The organism is Vibrio celticus (genome assembly GCF_024347335.1).
GTDB lineage: Bacteria > Pseudomonadota > Gammaproteobacteria > Enterobacterales > Vibrionaceae > Vibrio > Vibrio celticus.
This window is the reverse complement of sequence record NZ_AP025464.1, coordinates 226,833-247,854: the sequence shown is the minus strand read 5'-3', so window position 1 is coordinate 247,854 and position 21,022 is coordinate 226,833. Positions and strand designations below refer to the sequence as shown.

Annotated in this window: 12 protein-coding genes and 3 pseudogenes; 9 read left to right on the top strand and 6 right to left on the bottom strand. The window is 45.7% G+C overall.

Going from position 1 to position 21,022, the window contains the following annotated elements; all coding sequences use genetic code 11:
• Positions 1-6: 6 nt before the first annotated feature.
• Positions 7-1,534, bottom strand: a pseudogene (gene istA / locus OCV19_RS17300) (IS21 family transposase).
• A gap of 231 nt (positions 1,535-1,765) precedes the next feature.
• Between istA and OCV19_RS17295 the strand changes: the two are divergent.
• Positions 1,766-1,984, top strand: a pseudogene (locus tag OCV19_RS17295) (hypothetical protein); the annotation flags it as partial.
• 56 nt (positions 1,985-2,040) lie between these two features.
• On the opposite strand, the gene OCV19_RS17290 reads toward OCV19_RS17295, so the two are convergent.
• The 3 genes from OCV19_RS17290 to OCV19_RS17280 all read right to left on the bottom strand — a co-directional run bounded on the left by OCV19_RS17290 (position 2,041) and on the right by OCV19_RS17280 (position 4,085).
• Entirely contained in the window at positions 2,041-2,613 is a 573-nt protein-coding gene (locus OCV19_RS17290) for an HNH endonuclease (RefSeq protein ID WP_206377711.1), read from the bottom strand.
• Between the two features lie 156 nt (positions 2,614-2,769).
• Positions 2,770-3,279: a hypothetical protein gene (locus OCV19_RS17285; protein WP_065677661.1), complete on the bottom strand. Its 510-nt coding sequence runs from the start codon at positions 3,277-3,279 to the stop codon at positions 2,770-2,772.
• 143 nt (positions 3,280-3,422) lie between these two features.
• Complete coding sequence (locus tag OCV19_RS17280; RefSeq protein ID WP_139093590.1) at positions 3,423-4,085, bottom strand: hypothetical protein; 663 nt, start codon at positions 4,083-4,085, stop codon at positions 3,423-3,425.
• A gap of 158 nt (positions 4,086-4,243) precedes the next feature.
• Here OCV19_RS17280 and OCV19_RS17275 point away from each other — a divergent pair.
• A pseudogene (locus tag OCV19_RS17275) lies at positions 4,244-5,507 on the top strand (IS4 family transposase).
• 438 nt (positions 5,508-5,945) lie between these two features.
• On the opposite strand, the gene OCV19_RS17270 reads toward OCV19_RS17275, so the two are convergent.
• Positions 5,946-8,528, bottom strand: a complete 2,583-nt coding sequence (locus OCV19_RS17270) for a molybdopterin oxidoreductase family protein (protein ID WP_065677558.1) — start codon at positions 8,526-8,528, stop codon at positions 5,946-5,948.
• A gap of 472 nt (positions 8,529-9,000) precedes the next feature.
• Here OCV19_RS17270 and nirB point away from each other — a divergent pair, with 472 nt between their 5' ends.
• The 4 genes from nirB (at position 9,001) to OCV19_RS17250 (ending at position 15,558) form a co-directional block, all read left to right on the top strand.
• Complete coding sequence (gene nirB, locus OCV19_RS17265) at positions 9,001-11,583, top strand: nitrite reductase large subunit NirB (protein WP_065677556.1); 2,583 nt, start codon at positions 9,001-9,003, stop codon at positions 11,581-11,583.
• A 58-nt stretch (positions 11,584-11,641) separates the two neighbouring features.
• Positions 11,642-11,986: a nitrite reductase small subunit NirD gene (gene nirD, locus OCV19_RS17260; protein WP_012600889.1), complete on the top strand. Its 345-nt coding sequence runs from the start codon at positions 11,642-11,644 to the stop codon at positions 11,984-11,986.
• Between the two features lie 143 nt (positions 11,987-12,129).
• Positions 12,130-13,599, top strand: a complete 1,470-nt coding sequence (locus OCV19_RS17255) for a NarK family nitrate/nitrite MFS transporter (RefSeq protein WP_017060867.1) — start codon at positions 12,130-12,132, stop codon at positions 13,597-13,599.
• A gap of 168 nt (positions 13,600-13,767) precedes the next feature.
• A complete protein-coding gene (locus OCV19_RS17250) occupies positions 13,768-15,558 on the top strand; it encodes a bifunctional protein-serine/threonine kinase/phosphatase (protein WP_065677555.1) in 1,791 nt (596 codons plus the stop codon).
• 84 nt (positions 15,559-15,642) lie between these two features.
• On the opposite strand, the gene cra is transcribed toward OCV19_RS17250, so the two are convergent.
• Positions 15,643-16,647, bottom strand: coding sequence for a catabolite repressor/activator (gene cra, locus OCV19_RS17245; RefSeq protein ID WP_065677559.1), 1,005 nt, complete (start codon positions 16,645-16,647; stop codon positions 15,643-15,645).
• 373 nt (positions 16,648-17,020) lie between these two features.
• Between cra and fruB the strand changes: the two genes are divergently transcribed.
• From fruB to fruA, 3 genes are read left to right on the top strand one after another with little or no spacing between them, the layout of a single operon-like run.
• The gene (gene fruB, locus OCV19_RS17240) at positions 17,021-18,154 is read left to right on the top strand and encodes a fused PTS fructose transporter subunit IIA/HPr protein (protein ID WP_050712439.1); all 1,134 of its coding nucleotides are present in this window, start codon (positions 17,021-17,023) and stop codon (positions 18,152-18,154) included.
• A gap of 9 nt (positions 18,155-18,163) precedes the next feature.
• Entirely contained in the window at positions 18,164-19,141 is a 978-nt protein-coding gene (gene pfkB, locus OCV19_RS17235; protein ID WP_065677554.1) for a 1-phosphofructokinase, read from the top strand.
• 15 nt (positions 19,142-19,156) lie between these two features.
• The gene (gene fruA, locus OCV19_RS17230) at positions 19,157-20,899 is read left to right on the top strand and encodes a PTS fructose transporter subunit IIBC (RefSeq protein WP_059018860.1); all 1,743 of its coding nucleotides are present in this window, start codon (positions 19,157-19,159) and stop codon (positions 20,897-20,899) included.
• Positions 20,900-21,022: the final 123 nt, after the last annotated feature.

Sequence of the window (21,022 nt, the reverse complement as noted above, 5' to 3'; positions counted from 1 at the left end):
TTTCTCCTAGTGATAACTGTTCGGGCCACGAACATTGCTATGAACAAGGTTCGGCGTGCTCGTGCTGTCTTTGCTCAGCTGTCCTTCACGATTGTTTTTCAGCAAATTACTGATGAAGGTGTAATTGGATTTTGTCAGCATCAGCGCATCTTTACAGGCTTGTTCAAGGCGCGGTTCGCCATAGGTTTTACTCAGACTGAGCAAGCCAAGACAGGAACGATAAGACTGCTCTGGATGAGGCTTGGAGTTCAGCATTTTATTGACGACTTCTCGTGTGGCTGCGCCGATATTGGCCCCCCAACTAAGCAAGCGCTCTGGTGACCACTTCTGATGTTGATGGTTGCTTGGCATGTGCTCTGGTTGGGTGCTGTTTCCGCGATCTCTTTGGCTACGTGGATGCTGGGCGACCACGTTACCTTTATGGTAGATCTGCACCAGACGATTAGAGGCTTCTAGTTCGACATGATGACCGACAAGTTGATGGGGAACTGAGTAGTAATGACGGCGATATTCGATGTGATAGTCAGGGCCAACTTTGGCTCGTTTAGTTTCGGTATACAGGTAACGCTGCTTAGGCAATGGCCTTAATGCAGGTTTGTCGAGTTTATCGAACAACGCTTGGCGGCTAGCGCCATACTGTTTCATCTTACGCTGATTTAACTCATTCATGAGTTCGCGGATGGCGAGATTCAACTCTTTGAAGGTATGGAAGGTTTGGTGTCTCAGCCGCATCATGATCCAGCGCTCTACTAAGAGCACGGCATTCTCTGCCTTGGCTTTGTCTTTCGGTTTGTAGGGGCGAGCTGGCATCACAGCGGTTTGATAGTGATTAGCCAGTTTTTGATAGCTGTCGTTCAGCCTCGGCTCATAACGATTCGCTTTAGTGACAGCGCTGCGTAGGTTATCGGGAACTAAGAGTTGTGGTACGCCACCGAAGTGCTCGAACGCATTTGCATGCGCCTCTAACCAGTAAGGCTTCCCTTGGCTGGGAAGGCTTCAACATAGGGTAATTGGACGCGCCTAAAGTCGCGACGAACACCTCCGCTTCGCGCACTTCCCTGTGTCAGGGTTGACCACCTGAAGCCGAGGCCCACAGTAATCGATAAACAGTTTATCACCTGCGACATGAAGCTGGCGCATGCTGCGTTTTGGTTTTGAACCAACGAGTGAAGTGCTCGCAGAACTGAGTGTAAGCGTAAGCTTGCTCTTGATATTGCTCATGATACTCCTGCCAGAGCAGCATCTTTGTCATACCTTTACGCCTGAGTTCGACTGCGTATTGAGTGAAGTCTGGCATAACTTTATCTCGACTGGCTTTCTTGCCGTGATACAGCGCCTGTGTGAGATCTGCATCGCTGCAACTGTCGGGTAGAGGCCAACCAAGTTGGCTTTGTTTAAAGCGAGTAAGGAGTTCTGATACGGTGGATGGGCCGAGTTTAAGGCAAGAAGCGATACCACGATTTGAGAGACCGCAGTCGTATTTAAGGCGTAATACCTCTTTGATTTTGTTCATTGGAGTTCTCTTTTTGGCCATTGTCGCTTCCTTTCCTTCTTGTTTAAGAAGTAAAGAATAGCGAGCTATTGATTTAAAAGAGAAAAAGGAAGGGTTTCGGCCATTACGATCGCGGTTTTCGCTATTCCGATCACCGATTTCGGAGTTAGACTAAAAGTGATCGGATAATCGCGGAATCAGTGATCGGTTTAAACCGAAATGGGTGATCGGATAATCCCGAAATGACTGATCGGAATACTCCGAAATATGCACGCGCAGCTCGGATTTTTAGGCGCATTCGTCGTAGGTATGTGGAAAAAGTACACCTACGGAGCCATTTTAGTTCTTCATGCAGGCTCAACCTTTTCCTCTTTTGGAAAATACATGGACCCGTTCAACAACCTACTATTCTTCGCCTCTTGGCCAATGCTCGCAGCCTGTGTCGCAATCTTCTTACTTCGTGACTACGACACTTATAGCGTTTCCAACTAACACAAAGGGCGCCGTTACTGGCGCCCTGTTTGGTTGGCTTGAATCTTAAACGTTTGTTATGACGCTTTGTATGCTTCAGCCACTTTATGGTTGATTTCAATAGCTAAAGCTTGAGATTCTTTCATTAACTGCTGAACTTTAGCCCAGTTGTCCCAGTGTTTATTCCAAGTTTCAGCACCGACAATGGACTCAAAATCCATTTTGGTAGGCTCTTGCCAACTCTCGTAACGAGCCAATGCAGACATTCTTTCTGAAATATCTTTAACACCACGTGTTTTAGGTGATAACGGCGCGTCACTAAGCATCCACACGTCCCAAGGTTTATTACCTTTAGATTGGTTGCACTTACCACAAGCTGGAACTAGATTATGGATTTCAGAGATATAACCAGTAGGTTTCTTGTTCATTACCAATGGCCTTAAATGGTCCCACTCAGTAAACTTGTCTCCGCAATATGAGCAACAGATAGATTTATCGTTCATTCCTAATATTGCTAACGCTTCTTGAACCTCAACTTCCGACGGTTTAACTGTTGGAATAATGCCATTCACAAAAGAATTAGTGATACTTGAAGAGCGGCCAGTAATACTCACAGGATTAGGCATTTTAAATAGTTTATCGTAAGACACAGAACCTCCAATTTCATTAACGTCATAACGCCCGATTAATTGGCAGACAACGCTACCACTATACTCCACCTGAAATGCCAGAAACACAGAACTCAGCTATTGACAATAAGCTCACCAAGCGTTAACTGTCCTATTGAAGCGTTTGTTAGAGCGCTATTAAAGAAGCTTACTCAATGAATGTAGAAGCACTTTTTCACTATCTTTCATTCTGTTCAAGACAGCTTCCTTCTCTGTTTTATCAGGTCGCTTAGGATGAGCGAGCAAGGCAATTACATTGGTAACACACTTGTCATACTCTAAAATAGAATCAATAACTTCAGTATCACCAATGATACCAGATAGAGCTTTAGCCCTTGTTCTATCAACTTCATTATCTAACATTTTCTTCGCGGATTCGGATACAGATTTATCCCACTCTTCACCACGGTTAAATTCCTTAGACAACAAATAGGAGATATAAGCTGAAGAACTACCGATATATTGCGATAACGCATCAGAAAAGCTTAAAACCAACTCTCGTTTAGACTTATCTTTCTCGATCATTCGTTGTGTAGATACTTTGTTCCCCTCAATTAGATAAGGTACAAGTCCTGCGAGTAAACCTACAATAGCGGGCACACCGATTTTTATAGCATCTTTGTACAATTCGATTTCTTCGGGTGACACTTATTTCTCCTTAGCTCTCTAGCCGCATTAAGTGGTAAGCAACGCAGACCACTGCACTTAAAGCATTGTGCCGTAAACACTAAATTCAAAGCAAACCAAAAATACTAAGCGTTGGGAATCAGCCTTAAACCCTTTGTTATAGCTCAACTTTTACACACGTACTTATAGGTTTCATTGTCACCATGACTATATTTTTTTTTAAATGGCTCTAGGTAAGAATGGGATTTATACAATCCTCTGTTAATCCCCTCGGAATAATTAAACACATCAGGTTTTCTATAAGATAGTACTTCTTCGACTACCGTATTCAACGTAATGATAAATCGGTCCTGATCATCTTTGTCTATTGGGATTTTAGCACCCGCAAATGTGACTATATAGTCGTTCCTATGGATGTGATAGTTGAAACAATACTCGTAGCTTAATTCTCGCGCATAATCAACAAGAGCCTCATATATGGTGCTAGATTTTTCTAAGTTACCTTTTAAGCTTTTTGAGTTAGCGAACATTTTTTGTTGCGCTAAAACTGATTTTATTTGCTTCGTACAGGCTTCGGTTCTTTTTTCATAGCGCTCAAACATTTCATTGAAATCACTTAAATTTGAGTAAAGCTTATTTCTGCTAAAAAAAACTATGTCGTGAGCACGTTCGAGACTGTCCAGAAGTGCAAAAAAGTGCTCTTTATCAACTAAATTCTTTTGAATAACTATCTGTTGCTGAGATGCTTTAGCTGAGTTCCAAGCTCCATACGCAGCAATTGCTGTCAATGAAGCCATTATAATCGAAACTAAATCTCCAATACCCAAATCTACCACTTTTGATACTGCGGCTAGCAATAAAACAATTAGAGAGACTACATAGACAGGATCTTAAGCTCTAAGCTATTTATTTAGATAGAAAAAAGGCTTCATTTATGATCAGATAATCGTCGCCAAACAAACCACCCATATCAACCGTGAAGCCGATGACGATTATCTCCCTACAAAAACAGTTTAAGCAATTCTTTAATGCTGATAGCCTTCAAAAAATGGCGAAAAGTACAGGACTTATGAAGCGATGTCGGGCTATCTTACCCGACCAGCTAGTAGTAAGCCTAGTGGCCGCTTTGAGCAAAGGAAACTGCTCATCTATTGCCGATTTACTAAGGCAATTCAATGGGATGCTTAAGCGCTAAAGATACTGTGGCTTATAAGCCCTACCATAACCAGTTAAGAAAAGAAGAATTTCCGATATTCATGCGCCAATTGGCCATGCGAGCGATAGCTCAGTTTGCTCGCCAGCAGAGTGCCAACCTACCAGATAAACTCGCCACCTTTGATGATGTGCTGCTTCAAGATGGTAGCTCTTTCCACATTCATCGTGACCTTTCGAACGTTTACCCGAGCCGATTTAAACGCAATCCAGCCGCAGTTGAATGCCATATGACAATGTCTTTAAAAAGCTTTTCTCCAGTCGCAATGAGCATCAGCGCTGATACAGCATCAGAAAGAGACTTTTTGCCCGCCCCCAAAACAATGAGTAACAAATTGTTGTTGGCTGACGCAGGGTACCCTGACTTCCAATTCTTTACTGAGCTTGAACTGTATGGTGGTTTCTATATTTTCGAGGAGCAAAGTCCCTGAATCCTCATGTTATAGAAGCGAGAAACGGTCAGGGCCGGCATTTATCTAAACTAGAAGGAAAGAAGCTCAAAGACATCACTCGAGGTACTAATCGCTCACAGGTACTCGACCTTAAAGTTCGTAGTGGTAAGCAAGAATTTAGAGTGGTAAGACGTTGGTTTGCAGAAGAAAAGCGATTCTGTATTTGGTTAACTAACTTGCCTTCAGGTACCTATACTGCTGATGACATAATGGCGATCTACCGCTGTCGATGGCAGGTGGAGTTGCTTTTTAAAGAATTAAAATCTCACACAAACTGGCAACGATTTGTCACCGCACAAAAGGCCATCGTTGATGGGCTTATCTGGGCCAGTTTACTCGCTGATCATCAGGCGCAGTACTGCGCTTCAGATAATGCCATCGGTCTCGCTGTTTAAGGCGGCAAAAAATGTGGATGTGTGGCTGTTGCCCATATTTGAATGTATCAGCCACAAGGCATGGTCAGAAATAGGTAATAAACTGGAATGGGCCTCTAGCTATATATTTAAGAACGCACAAAAGTCCGCCCAGAGGAAGTCAAAGAAAAACATCACGTTAGACGGGATTTATGCTGGTCTTAATGCTTAAGGTTCAGTCTATGAACATTTTCTAGCTTTGTAAAATGCCATAGATATTCAATCTTTTTTTGTTTTACTGCATTTTCCATAAACAACTCCATTTTTACTTATTCACGATATCTCGATGTTGTGGTCTAACACCTATATTAGACAGAATAATTCTGCATTTTGTCCCTGAAACAATTCTGTCTAGTCTCCAAGACACACTACACTTAGCCCAACAACCCATTTAATAACATCATCTTACCTACTTATCCTTGCATCAAACATGACGAAAAGCAGAAATTTTCCATATAGTTTCGGCAAAATGTAGAAAACCCCTCAATATGTGAGTGAACCGTAATTCAGTCTATGAGTTGTCATAACTTAAGAGTCGTATTCTCAAACAAAAACGCCGACATGATTGTCGGCGTTTACGCTATAGGTATGGATAAGTGAGAGGTAGTTACTACTTCGCCATGGTGCTCAAAAACTCGGCTTCGAACTCTTCATCGGCTTCTCGGGTTAGGCACTCCACCAGCCATTCGATGCTTTGATGGTCTAGCTTACTGTTCACTACGAAGGCTTGCTTTACGCCAGACTGACCCAGCTTGGCAGAGCCGTAGTTCTTGAATGATTTATTGCCGTGGTAATGGAGTGATTTGATCGCCTCCGCGTTAGGTTCTGGTAAGGCATCGAGGGTGTTGGCAAGCTGAATCACCAACTCCATTGGGTTCTTGGATGACGAGATGCGATACAGAAAGCCGCCCTCCACTCTCTGGCGAACCCAGTAATCAAATCCGCTGCAATCCATCACCTTGTCACTGACCAGTGCGGCTTCACTGCGATAGCCGCACGGTTCAACCACCACTGGGGTGTGTTTAAACTCTGGCTGACCAGATGCGGCATCGGTATGAGGCAAGATCAAGTCACACGGTTTGCTGTCTTTGGCAGTCGGTGCATTCCAGTGGATAGGCATGAAGACTTGTTCGCGGCGCATCTCTTTGGTCACCACTAATCGTGCTTGGCATTCCCCTTGTGCGCTGCGCACTTTCACCACAGGGTTAATAGTGGCGTGGTTGAAGGCATCTAGCCCGAATTCATCCAAGTTCAGTTCTGAAACGGTATCTGGGTGCATGGCGACAAACGGTTCTGGGGTGTGTTCACCTAAACCTGCCGCCAAGCCTGTGCGGCTCATGGTGTGCCATTGGTCTCGGATTCGACCTGTGTTCATGATAAGCGGGAATTCAAGGCTGGTATCGGCAATCGGTTTGTCGTGTTCGACTGCAATAAACTGCGCTTTGCCAGATTCTGTAAAGAACTCGCCATTGGTGAACATGCGCTGCTCAATGATCTCTGGTTGATACTCAAGCACTGGCCATTGCTGTGGAGTGAGTTCGCCATAGCCTTTCTCATCCAGTTGCGTGAGTCCAATTAAGCACAAGTCTCGCGCTTTGCCTGTTTCATTGTCGAGCGCGGTCATCTCGCAATACTCTTTGAAGATCTCGCCTTCGTGGCGGAACTCAAACTGATCGTTGAATCCCATTTTTTGTGCCACTTCTTTTAATATCCACCAATCGGGTTTGGCTTCCCCTGGGCTTGGTAATACGCGGCGTTGGCGTGAGATTCGGCGTTCAGAGTTGGTCACAGTACCCGACTTCTCACTCCACCCTTGCGCGGGCAGAACCACATCGGCCAAGCGAGTGGTTTCAGTGTCGGCAATGCAGTCCGACACCACCACAAACGGGCACTTCTCTAATGCGGTTTTGATCTTTTCACTGTCAGGCAGGCTCACAACTGGGTTCGTTGCCATGATCCACACCGCTTTGATTTTGCCTTCATTCATGGCATCAAACAGGTCAATCGCTTTTAAACCCGCATGTGTGGCTAAGCTGTCGGTTTGCCAAAACTCACTGACGGTTTGGTGTGATTGCGGGTCACCAAATTCAAAATGCGCCGCTAAGGTATTAGCTAAACCGCCCACCTCACGCCCACCCATCGCGTTCGGCTGGCCCGTTACAGAGAATGGCCCCATGCCCGGTTTACCGATTTTCCCAGTGGCTAAATGGCAGTTAATAATGGCATTCACCTTGTCACACCCTTGTGTCGATTGGTTCACGCCTTGAGAGTAAATGGTCAGCACCTTCTCGTTCGATGCAAACAAACTGTAGAACTGTTTTAGCTGCTGCTCTGTTAACCCTGTAAGCTCAGGCACGCTTTTGTCGCCCCAGCCCGATTCGGTATAGCGATATTGAGTTGCAGAACGAATCGATTCAGTAAAGCCTTGAGTGTGGTTTTCTATGTAGTCTGCATCTAGCTTGTCGTTATCGTCGAGATAGCCCAATAAGCCGTTAAACAGCGCCACGTCTGAGCCAGATTCCAATGCCAAGTGAATGTCTGCGATTTCACAGGTGTCGGTATAACGCGGATCTATCACGATCACTTTCAATGCAGGGTTGGCTTGTTTCGCGGCTCTTAATCTTTGGAAAAGTACCGGGTGACACCATGCTAAGTTGGAGCCTGTAATCACGACTAGATCGGCTTGCTCAAGATCTTCATAGCACACCGGTACGGTGTCTGCGCCAAATGCTCGCTTATGCCCGACCACGGTTGAAGCCATACATAGCCTAGAATTACTGTCGATGTTGCCACTGCCGATGAAGCCTTTCATCAGTTTATTGGCAACATAGTAGTCTTCGGTAAGCAGCTGACCAGACACATAGAACGCAACCGAATCGGCCCCAAATTCTTCGATGGTTTGATTGAATTTGTCTGCGACCAACTGAGTGGCACTGTTCCAATCCAGCTCTTGTTTTTGCTCGTTCTGAATATAAGCAGGCTGTGTAAGACGACCTAAAGGCGTGACGGTGTCGCCGAGCGCAATCCCTTTAGTACAAAGCTTTCCATAGTTTGATGGATGATCTTTATCACCACGTACTTCTAGTTTCCCTAGCGATGTCGGTCTCGCTTCTATTCCACACCCTACACCACAATAAGCACAGGTCGATTTTATCCAGCCGCTGTTTGAATCGGTCATCCGTTTCTCGCTCAAATATCCATAATTGTAATAACTGAAACCAAGCAAATAACACGCCACTTAATAGCAGCTGATGAATAGCAAATAATTTTATTTAAAAACAACAACTTAATAAAAACACAAATATCAACAATGAACCAATTAGAACTTAACCAAGATAGAAACTTAATTTTTGCACCATCTTGCTGAAAGTTGCACCACAAACGCTCATTTATATAAATCTAACAAAAATTTTACATACCACTTTAGGGGTAATTGCGTACTACCTATATTTTTTAAACCACTGAAAATTATAAGTTAATTTTTATTTAAATGAACTAACCGTAATCTGGCATCCTCCTTGCTCCACTAAAAACCAAGACTTAGAAAAAACATTTTTGTTTTTCTTGATGATTATGAATTGAGTGGAATCTCAACCCGGTATTCATCTGCTAACGACTAGAAATTAGATGCTAGTGATGGTGATACCGAGAATAAGGAATGGATTATGAGCAAGAATAAAATCGTCGTTGTTGGTAACGGCATGGTTGGACACAAATTTATCGACAACATCCTGCAATCAGACAGTGATGAATTTGATGTGATTACTTTCAGTGAAGAGCCAAGGCTGGCCTACGACCGTGTTCAGCTGACGGCTTACTTTAATGGTAAAAGTGCTGATGACTTGTCATTGACCAGTGAAGAGTATTACCAAAGCAACGGCGTGAACTACTTGTTGAACCAGAAGGTTGCCAAGCTAGACACCGCCAATCAACAAGTCATCACTGAAAGTGGCCATGTTGAAAGTTACGACAAGCTAATCTTGGCGACGGGCTCTTTCCCTTTTGTTCCCCCTATTCCCGGTAACGACCAAGAACACTGTCACGTTTATCGCACCATCGAAGACTTAGACGCCATCGAGCTTTCAAGCAAAGGCAGCAAATCTGGCGTGGTGATTGGTGGTGGTCTGCTTGGCTTAGAAGCCGCAAACGCAGTCAAAAACCTTGGCTTAGAAACCCATGTGGTTGAATTTGCTCCACGCCTAATGGCCGTTCAATTAGATGACGGTGGCGGTGCCCTACTGCGCAGAAAGATTGAAGACCTTGGTGTGCAAGTTCATACCGAGAAAGCGACCTCTGAAATAGTCGACGGTGAAAACGCTCGCTACCGTATGAACTTCGCCGATGGCACCCATTTAGAAACCGATATGATCGTATTCTCTGCCGGTATTCGCCCTCAAGATGAGTTGGCAAGAAGCTCTGATGTCGAGATTGGCGAACGTGGCGGTATTGTCATCAACAACCACTGCCAAACCAATATCGAAAACGTCTACGCAATTGGTGAATGTGCCCTTTGGGATAACAAGATCTTCGGCTTAGTCGCTCCCGGTTATTCGATGGCAAAAATCGCGGCTTCGCATATTGTCTCTGACGGTACTGACGACGCTGCATTTAAGGGCGCAGACATGAGCACCAAGCTCAAACTGCTTGGCGTCGATGTAGCCAGTATTGGTGAAGTACACGGCAAGACAGAAGGTGCTCAATCGTATACTTATAACGATGAAATTGAACAAGTTTATAAGCGCCTTATCATTTCGGCTGACGGCACGAAAATTGTCGGTGCCGTATTGGTCGGTGATGCAGAAGCCTACAGTTCGCTACTGCAAATCAAGCAAAACGATATGCCCCTTCCTGAAAACCCATCAGTGCTGATTTTACCTAACGTGGCCGATGATTCTGGCAGCGCAATGGGTGTTGAAGCTCTGCCAGACAGCGCTGTGATCTGTTCATGTTTTGATGTGACCAAAGGCGACATTAAAGACGCGGTCTCTGCGGGCTGCACCACGATGGCTGCATTGAAAGAAACCACTAATGCTTCAACAGGTTGTGGCGGTTGTTCTGCCCTTGCTAAACAGGTTCTCGATAGCGAGCTAAGTAACCTAGGTGTGGAAGTCTCTAACGATATCTGTGAGCACTTTGCGTATTCTCGCCAAGAGCTTACCGACATTATCCGCGTCAACAAAATTAAGACCTTCGATGAGCTGTTAGATTCTCACGGCAACGGATTGGGTTGTACTGTGTGTAAACCGGCAGTCGGTTCTATTCTGGCTTCGTACTGGAACGATTACATCCTTGAAGATCAACACATCGAACTGCAAGACACCAACGACATCTACCTTGGCAACATGCAAAAAGACGGCACTTACTCAGTGGTTCCGCGTATCGCTGGCGGTGAAATTACTCCAGATAAATTGATCGTGCTTGGTGAAGTCGCTAAAGAATTCGACCTGTACACCAAAATCACGGGCGGTCAGCGTGTCGACTTGTTTGGCGCACAGCTTAACGAACTGCCTATCATCTGGAAAAAGCTGATTGATGCAGGTTTTGAAACGGGTCACGCCTACGGTAAATCGGTTCGTACCGTGAAATCGTGTGTTGGTAGCACATGGTGTCGATACGGTGTCGACGACAGTGTTGGCTTAGCGATTCGTCTTGAGAACCGCTACAAAGGCCTACGTTCACCACACAAGATCAAGTTTGCGGTTTCAGGCTGTACTCGTGAATGTGCAGAAGCGCAATCGAAAGACATTGGTGTTATCGCCACCGACAAAGGTTGGAACTTATACATCTGTGGTAACGGCGGTATGCGCCCTCGCCATGCGGACCTATTCGCCACTGATTTAGACGAAACCACACTCCTTAAATACATCGACCGCGTTTTGATGTTCTACACACGTACCGCAGACCGCCTACAGCGTACATCGGTATGGATGGAGAACCTCGAAGGCGGCATTGAATACCTCAAGCAAGTCGTGATTGAAGACAAGCTCAACGTTGCTGAAGAGCTCGAAGCAGACATCGCACTCAACATCGAGAAGTACCAGTGTGAATGGAAAACCACCATTGAAAACCCTGAGAAGATGAAGCGCTTCCAGCACTACATCAACAGTGAAGAAATGGACACTAGCCTCTCTTTCATCAAAGAGCGAGAGCAACGTTTTCCTAAGCCGAGCTTGAGTGATGCTTCGAATTCAAAACGCGATGAAAAGCTCGCTAAAGCAGACCAAATCGAAGTGACTGAGGTTTCATAAATTTCATCAGGTTCATCAATAAAAAAATAAAAACTCAATTTTAGACTAGGAGAAAGTCATGGAAAATTGGACAACCGTATGCAGCACCAGCGATCTAACCCCAAACGGGGGGATTTGCGCCAAAGTAGACGATAACCAAGTGGCTATTTTTTACTGCAAGCGCAGCGACACGCTTTATGGGCTCTCTAATTACGACCCTATCGGCAAGGCGAATGTGATGTCACGTGGTATAATTGGTTCATTAAGCGGAGAACCTTACGTGGCCTCACCCTTATACAAGCAGCATTACCACTTAGAAACTGGCGAATGTCTTGAACAGCCTGAGCTCAAGCTCGTGAAATTTGAAGTTCGCAAGCAAGGAGAACAAGTTCAAGTTCTCGCACCACTTGCTATCGCCAGTTAACTAAAACGCCGACACCATCATGCAAACGCTTATTGGCGTGCGCAATTTCGGCACAGGGTTTATGCACATTAAAAGCGTTCGAAGTTCGGAAGTAACGCAGATGCACAAACCGGGTAATTTTCCAGATTTAAAGGATTTAAACCATGGATAACACTAAATTTTCGCTGCTTTCATTTACGGGTAAGATGAAGGTCTTACACCTAAGCTGGATGGCCTTTTTCATTACCTTTGTTGTGTGGTTCAACTTTGCCCCACTACTGCAAATGGTAAAAACCACGCTTGGTCTTTCTACTGAAGAGATCAAAACCCTCCTTATCCTCAACGTTGCATTAACCATTCCGGCGCGTGTCGCAATAGGCATGCTAACCGATAGATACGGCCCAAGGTTGGTCTACTCTTCGCTACTCGCGGTCTGTTCTATTCCTTGTTTCATGTTTGCTCTGGCAGACTCTTTCATTCAAGCAGCCATCGCTCGTTTCCTACTGGGCTTCATTGGTGCAGGTTTCGTTGTCGGTATTCGTCTTGTGTCTGAATGGTTCCCACACAACGAACTGGGTACGGCAGAAGGTATTTACGGCGGCTGGGGTAACTTCGGTTCAGCGGCAGCAGCGTTTACCCTTCCAACTCTCGCTCTAGCGTTTGGTGGTGAAGACGGCTGGCGTTATGCGGTTGGTATTACTGGCGTAATGAGCTTAGCGTTCTCGTTTATCTTCTACAAAAACGTGTCAGATACACCAAAAGGTTCAACTTACTTCAAGCCTGCTCAAGTAACAGCGATGGAAGTGACATCAAAGGGTGACTTTTTCTTCCTACTTATTATGAAGATCCCAATGTATGCCGCTTTAGCGCTACTGACTTGGAAGCTATCACCAAGCAACATCAACATGTTGTCTGACATGGCGGTTTACTCTGTGTATGCCGGTTTGGCTGCGCTTTACGTGTACGAAGTGTCGCAAGTTTGGAAAGTAAACAAGAACGTATTCAAAGAAGAAGTACCAGAGATTCACCAGTACAAATTCAAGCAAGTTGCGGTACTTAACGTATTGTACTTCGCGACATTTGGCTCTGAACTGGCTGTGGTTTCTATGTTGCCACTATTCTTCTCTGAAACCTTTGAATTAACGCCGGTTCTTGCAGGTATGGTTGCATCGGCTTATGCCTTTATGAACCTAATGTCTCGCCCAGGTGGTGGTTGGATTTCAGATAAATTCGGTCGTAAACCAACACTGCTTATTCTAACGATTGGTCTTGCTGTGGGTTACTTTGCAATGGGTCAAGTAGACAGCACATGGCCTGTATGGCTAGCGGTTGTCGCGGCGATGGCGTGTTCTTTCTTCGTGCAAGCGGGTGAAGGTGCGGTATTCGCAACGGTTCCTCTAATCAAGCGCCGTATGACAGGTCAAATTGCAGGTATGACGGGTGCTTACGGCAACGTGGGTGCGGTAGTTTACCTAACTGTGTTGTCATTCGTGAGCTACCAAACGTTCTTCTTAGTGATTGCTGCAACAGCGGTACTAGGCTTTGTAACTCTACTGTTCATGGAAGAGCCTAACGGTCAAATCGCCGAAGTAAACGACGATGGCAGTGTCACGCTGATTAATGTTTCAAGCTAGTCTCAGTACTATGAAGCATTGATATTATTGAATCGGGAGAAGCACCTTAGCGGATACATCAATGCTAGGTGCTTCGTTCAAAAGCTCTAAGTTCACTAGGGCTTTTGTTCTTCCTAGGATGTTCTGTCAAGGAAGCGGGAAGAAGAGCAGTTAAGAAGAAGACCAGTTATGACAATTTCATTCAGCCAAGGGCAAGTCATCACGCCAGAATCCAACAACCAGTTAACGCTTAAGTTTGGTGGTTATTCGAATCAAGGCGTACGTGATGAAAACCAAGATGCCATCATTGTAAAACACCCCAAAACTCGCACAGAACAAGAGTTGAAAGGCAGTGTTGCCTGTATTGCAGACGGGGCAAGTTGCAGTGAACACGGCCAGAAAGCCAGTCACACCAGCGTGATGCAGTTTATCGACGACTATTACGCCACGCCAAATAGCTGGAGCATTCAGCGTTCAGCGCAAAAAGTCCTAACCTCGCTCAATTCTTGGCTCTTCAACACGTCTGTTTCTAATATTCATCCCGCACAACAAGTGAACCATAATGCGCTCGTTTCCACCTTTAGCAGCGTGATATTGAAATCCAACACCGCGCATATATTTCACGTTGGCGACAGTCGCATTTACTTACTAAGAGATGGTGAATTACGCCAACTGACCCGCGACCACACCCGTAAAAATATGGGGCAAAAGCATTATCTAACACGTGCCTTAGGCATGGACAACCAACTCAACGTTGACTATCAAACCCTGCCTATCAAGAAAAACGACTGCTTTATCCTGACATCTGATGGCGTGCATGAGTTTGTCTCTCCCAACACCTTCAAGGAACACATCGACAAACCCGGAGCGGATTTCGAATACGCAGCACAAAGCATCTGTAACACTGCTTTAAGCCACAATAGCTCAGACAACGTGAGCTGCTTGATTGTGCAAGTCAGCCATCTGCCTAAACCTTCGCTGATTGAATTCCATGAAAAACTGGCTAAACGTGCTATCCCACCCGCTTTAAAGCTCGGCCAAAGTATCGACAACTTCATGGTGCTTGAGGTGTTGTATGCAGGCTCTAGAAGCCATGTGTATCGTGTGATGCAGAAAGAGACACAAACCGAATTCGTGCTGAAAGTCCCTTCCGTTCAATATCACGATAGCCCTTCGCAACTGAGAGCTTTCTTTAATGAACAATGGGCAGGGATCTTGTTAAAAAACAAGAGAGTAATGAAGGTTTACCCGACGCCAGAGAACTCGCAATTCTTATACCAAATCTGCGAATGGGTAGAAGGCATCACGCTAAGACAATGGATGTACGACAACCCAAAACCGTCACTCAATGAAGTGCGCGACATATTAGAAAAGATCACTCAAGGCATTCGAGTATTACAACGTGCAGATATGGTGCACCGAGACTTAAAGCCGGAAAACATCATGATTCAACGTGATGGTGAGGTGAAAATCATCGACCTTGGTGCAGTGTTAGTGAGAGGCCTTGAAGAAGGAGAACTCACCGACAAAGACGAGACACCATTAGGCGCGGTCAATTACATTGCACCCGAGACCATCAAACATAACAGCGCGACCACCAGCTCGGATCTGTTCTCTATCGCTGTGATCGGCTATGAGATGCTAACCGGTGGATTGCCCTACTCTGAAATGACGGCACAATCGCTTAAGCAATCTCGTCATCATCAGTGGGAATACCAACCCATCACCCAGAAACGAGCTGACTTACCCAGTTGGGTAGATTTGGTGTTACAAAAAGCCTGCGCGGAATCACCAAGCGAACGTCATCAAGTGTTGGGGGATTTTGTAGCAGACCTTTACACACCAAACCAAAGCTTGGTCAAAAGCAAAGCCAAGCAACCTTTGATAAACCGAAACCCGATCCAGTTTTGGAAAGTGTTGGCCTTGTTGCTCGGCATTGTTGCCATTGTAGAAATGGGCTTATTGCTGAGTTCTAGTTAATTACAGGTTCGAGTTAAAACCAAGTGCGGGTTAAATCTAAGTTCGAGCTAAACGCGAGGCTTCTAGCTAAGCGTAAAATTCGAGCTAGCCTCGTTTTACTAAGCTTCTCGGCACTAGCTCAATGCCAGCTTGGTAACGTTTAGCCGACGCGTTCAAAGCAAGTGCAAAGGCGCTGTCTGCAATCACTTCGAATTGCTGTGGCAGTGAGTGGACTTTAAAAGGTAAGAAATCCAATAAACGATTATCACCAAAGGTTGCTAGCTTTACTTGGCTGATCAGCTCTGGCTTTTCGACCATCACATCCAGCACACCTTCTAATAAGGTGTAAGACATAGTGACAATCGCATCGGGTACTGTGTCTTTGGCAATCCACTCTTCAAAAATCTCACGCCCTGATTCTCGGTCAAAGTGCTCGCCATAACCCACTACCATCGGCTTGTTGTCTGCTAGCCCTGTTTGTTGAGTATGTGCTTTGTTCGCCGCTTCAAAACCCAACTGACGTTCACGTGAAATGTTCAGGTCAGGCAGTGCACCAATCAAACCAACACTATGAATACTGTCATCAAGAATCGAATGCGTCAGTTCAAATGCAGCCTCGAAATCTTCACTGATCACGCAAGCAAAGTGCTCATCATCTAAAGGACGGTCTATCGCGATGACTGGCGTGCCTGAGTTTTGCAGTTTCAAGTAGAACTCATTGGCGTCTGGCATTGAGCTCGCCACTAGCAAGGCATCGATACGACGGCTAACAAGCGCTTCCGCAACTTTACGCTCGGTTTCAGCGTCATCATCTGAACAGCCAATCAAAATCTGGTACCCCACTTTACGGGAATTCTGCTCGATCAGTTTTGCTAAACGCGCGTAACTGCTGTTTTCCAGATCAGGGATAATCAAACCAAATGAACGGCTATTACCAGCGCGCAGCGACGAAGCAGCATGGTCTGGTCGGTAGTTATACTCTTCCACCACTGCCATTACTTTCTGCTGTGTCTTTTCACTGATTCTGTATTTCTGCGCCTTGCCATTAATCACATAGCTAGCTGTCGTTTTCGACACACCGGCTAGTTTGGCAATCTCATCTAGTGTCATATGGGTGACCTGTATTTTGTGCGTAGGATCATATAACCAATCTTCTGATCCTTGGATTAGTTGAATTATATGCTGAATCGATTCAGTATAAAAGCTGAAAGGATTCAGCAAAATCTGAAAAGTGACTTCAATCATCCTTTTGAATGGATTGAGCGTCATTTGCCGTGATTCAGCTTCTTGTTGTTAACGAAACTGACATTACGACACGCAGCAAAACTATTTTGAAAACCAAAATCGGCTTTGCTGAATTTTTTTACACTGAATGCTGAACCGATTCAGCCAATATAAAGCAAAGAGTTAAGCTCCATAAATCTTGCTCTAGACTGAATCGTAGCGATACACAAATTCTCAAGCGATACGCTAAAGAGGCACCATGCTTAAATTATCAAAATCTGACATCACTCTAGGCCAAACTGCCGAAGACAAATTCAAAGCAATCCAAAACATTGCTGGCGACCTGACAGCTAAAGGTTTAGTTGACTCTGGTTACGTTGAAGGAATGCTGAACCGTGAAAACCAGAACTCTACGTTCCTAGGTAACGGCATCGCGATCCCTCACGGAACGACGGATACTCGTGGCCTAGTAAAAGAGACAGGCGTTGCGGTACACCACTTCCCTGAAGGTATTGATTGGGCAGACGGCAACCGTGTTTACGTTGCGATTGGTATTGCAGCTAAATCTGACGAGCACTTAGGCATTCTTAAGCAGCTAACGAAAGTGCTAGCAGCTGACGGTGTTGAAGAGAAATTAAAGCAAGCTAAATCAGAAGACGAAATCATCGCCCTACTTAACGGCGAAGTTCAGCTAGAAGCCGACCTAGACGCTTCTTTGGTTCAGCTACTGTTCCCTGCAAGCGACATGATTCAAATGTCTGCAGTTGCGGGTGGCCTACTTAAGAACACAGGTTGCACAGACAACGCATTCGTTGCTGACCTAGTGACAAAAACACCGACTCACCTAGGCCAAGGCCTTTGGTTGCTGGGCAGCGATAAAGGCGTAACTCGCACTGGCGTATCTTTCGTTTCAACAGCAAACCACTGTGAGTACGAAGGCACACCAGTTAAAGCACTTGTTGCATTCGCCGCTTGTAACAGCGCACACCAATCGATTCTAGCAAACCTAAGTAAGATGGTTTTTGAAGGTAAACAGCAACAACTGTTAGCCGCTGACGCAGCGCAAGTCATTGGCCTTCTAAAAGGTGAAGCGGTTTCTACAGCGTCTCAAGACGATGACAACTGCGCAGTCTTCAAAATCAAAAACGCACACGGCCTACACGCTCGTCCGGGTGCAATGCTAGTCGCTGAAGCCAAGAAGTTTGAATCGACTATCCGCGTTTCAAACCTAGATGGCGACGGAAAAGAAGTGAACGCGAAGAGCTTGATGAAAGTGATCGCTCTTGGCGTTAAACACGGTCACCAACTTCAGTTTGTTGCTGAAGGTGATGATGCAGCACAAGCACTTGAATCGATTGGCAAAGCTATCGCTTCAGGCCTTGGCGAAGGTTAAGGAGTCGATATGTCTGATAAACAAATCAAAGCCGTTACTGTAACGCTTAACCCTGCTCTAGACCTAACAGGCGCTATCGATGCACTTAATGTGGGTTCAGTGAGCCTAGTAAACAAAGGCTCTCTGCATGCAGCGGGCAAAGGCGTAAACGTCGCAAAAGTACTTTCAGAGCTTGGCGCGAAAGTGACCGTAACAGGTTTCCTTGGTCGCAATAACGAAGAAGCGTTCTGCCAACTGTTCGAACAAATGGGCGCAACTGACCGCTTTATCCGTGTCGACGGCGCGACTCGTATCAACGTAAAACTCGTTGAGAACTCAAGCCAAGTAAGCGACATCAACTTCCCAGGAGTACCTGTTGACGCTGACGCGATTAAAGCGTTCAAAGAAACCCTTTTAGAACTTGCTGAAACGCACGATTACTTCGTAATTGCAGGCAGCTTGCCACAAGGCGTATCGCCAGAGCTTTGCGCTTCTTGGGTGCAACGCTTACACGATTTGGGTAAGAAGGTGCTATTTGATAGCAGCCGTGACGCACTAAAAGCCGGTATCAATGCACAGCCTTGGTTAATCAAACCAAACGATGAAGAGCTTTCTCAGCTGTTCAACGCAGAACTCACCACACGTGACCAATGCCAACACGCAGGCCAAGCCCTAAGTGAAAAAGGCATCGATAACATCGTGGTATCACTTGGCGCTGAAGGCGTGATGTGGCTAAACCAAGGTGAATGGTTACATGCTAAACCGCCGCGTATGCAAGTAGTAAGCACGGTAGGCGCAGGTGACACATTGGTTGCTGGTCTATGTTGGGGTCACATGCAACAGATGCCAAAACCAGAACTTATTAAATTCGCAACCGCCCTATCTGCTCTAGCAGTTTCACAGGTAGGCGTGGGCATCACCAGCCAACAAGAGCTGGATTCAGTACTACAAAATATCCAATTACAGTCGCTTAGTGCTCCAACTAGCCAGTTAGACACAAGCAAATAGGACAAAAGGTTTATTATGAATATTACCATTATCACAGCTTGCCCTAGTGGCGTAGCAAACAGCATCATCGCAGCAGGCTTGTTAGAGCAAGCGACAAAAGCACTGGGTTGGAACGCCGCTATTGAATGTCAATCAAGCGTGTTACCTGATTCAACTGTATCGCAAGACACTATCGACAGCAGCGACGTTGTGGTTATCGCAGCCAACACAAACGTTGATAAAGCGCGCTTTGTCGGTAAGAAAGTGTACCAAGCGGCTATCTCTGAATGCACTGCAGATGCAAAAGCATTCCTAGAGAAAGCGGTAGCAGAAGCAACAGTATTAGACGCTTCTCAAGTTGAGACTACAGTCGAAGTTACTGGTACTTCTCCAGCGACAGGCAGCAAGAAGATCGTAGCGATTACCGCTTGTCCAACGGGTGTTGCACACACCTTTATGGCAGCTGAAGCGCTTGAAGCTGAAGGCAAACGCCTAGGCCACCAAATCAAAGTGGAAACTCGCGGTTCTGTAGGTGCGAAAAACCAACTGACAGACCAAGAAATCGCAGACGCTGATCTGGTTATCATCGCAGCAGATATCGACGTTCCACTGGATCGTTTTAACGGCAAAGCGCTATACAAAACAACAACAAGCCCTGCTTTGAAGAAAACAAAGCAAGAGATGGAAAAAGCGTTCGCAGAAGCTAAACCATACCAACACACTGCTTCTTCAAATTCAGCACCTGCTGACGAGAAGAAAGGCGTGTACAAGCACCTAATGACGGGTGTTTCACACATGCTTCCTGTGGTTGTTGCGGGTGGTTTGATCATCGCACTCTCTTTCGTATTCGGTATCGAAGCGTTTAAAGAAGAAGGCACACTGGCTGCAGCACTGATGACTATCGGTGGTGGCTCTGCATTCGCTCTGATGATTCCTGTTCTTGCTGGTTTCATTGCATTCTCAATTGCTGACCGTCCGGGTCTGGCTCCTGGTCTAATCGGCGGTATGCTGGCTAGCTCAACAGGTGCAGGCTTCCTAGGTGGTATCGCAGCGGGTTTCATTGCGGGTTACGCGGCTAAATTCATTGCCGACAAGGTTCAACTTCCACAATCTATGGAAGCCCTTAAGCCAATCCTGATCATTCCGTTTATTGCGAGTTTGTTCACTGGCCTTGTGATGGTTTACATCGTAGGTGGTCCTGTTTCTGGCGTGATGAGCGCGATGACGACTTTCCTAAACAACATGGGAACGTCTAACGCGATTCTTCTGGGTGTGATTCTAGGCGCAATGATGTGTTTCGACCTTGGTGGCCCTGTAAACAAAGCAGCTTACACATTCGGTGTTGGTCTACTGGCTTCGCAAACTTACGCACCAATGGCAGCTATCATGGCAGCAGGTATGGTTCCAGCTCTAGGTATGGGCCTTGCGACTTTCCTAGTGAAAGACAAGTTTGAAGCGGGCGAGCGTGAAGCAGGTAAAGCATCATTCGTTCTTGGCCTATGTTTCATCTCTGAAGGTGCTATTCCATTCGCAGCGAAAGACCCAATGCGTGTTATCCCAGCTTGTATGGCAGGTGGCGCACTAACTGGCGCTCTATCAATGATGTTTGGTGCACAACTAATGGCTCCACACGGTGGTCTATTCGTACTACTGATTCCTGGCGCTATCTCTCCAGTTCTTATGTACCTAGTGGCAATTGCAGCGGGTACAGCGGTAACTGGCTTTGGTTACGCAGCTCTTAAAAAGATGAGCGACTCTAAGGCAACTGCAGAGGCTTAATCCCCCTACTCTGGTTAACGGCTCAGCCCGATAACCAGAGGCTCTTGATAACCGGTTTCTTGGTAAAACGGCTTCTTAAAACAAAGACTCCTCATTTGAGGAGCCTTTTTATTGTTCATATAT

Coding starts and splice junctions, on each gene's coding strand:
- OCV19_RS17255 (WP_017060867.1), top strand. CDS start 12,130: ATGGATAACACTAAATTTTCGCTGCTTTCATTTACGGGTAAGATGAAG.
- nirB (WP_065677556.1), top strand. CDS start 9,001: ATGAGCAAGAATAAAATCGTCGTTGTTGGTAACGGCATGGTTGGACAC.
- OCV19_RS17250 (WP_065677555.1), top strand. CDS start 13,768: ATGACAATTTCATTCAGCCAAGGGCAAGTCATCACGCCAGAATCCAAC.
- fruA (WP_059018860.1), top strand. CDS start 19,157: ATGAATATTACCATTATCACAGCTTGCCCTAGTGGCGTAGCAAACAGC.
- cra (WP_065677559.1), bottom strand. CDS start 16,647: ATGACACTAGATGAGATTGCCAAACTAGCCGGTGTGTCGAAAACGACA.
- nirD (WP_012600889.1), top strand. CDS start 11,642: ATGGAAAATTGGACAACCGTATGCAGCACCAGCGATCTAACCCCAAAC.
- pfkB (WP_065677554.1), top strand. CDS start 18,164: ATGTCTGATAAACAAATCAAAGCCGTTACTGTAACGCTTAACCCTGCT.
- fruB (WP_050712439.1), top strand. CDS start 17,021: ATGCTTAAATTATCAAAATCTGACATCACTCTAGGCCAAACTGCCGAA.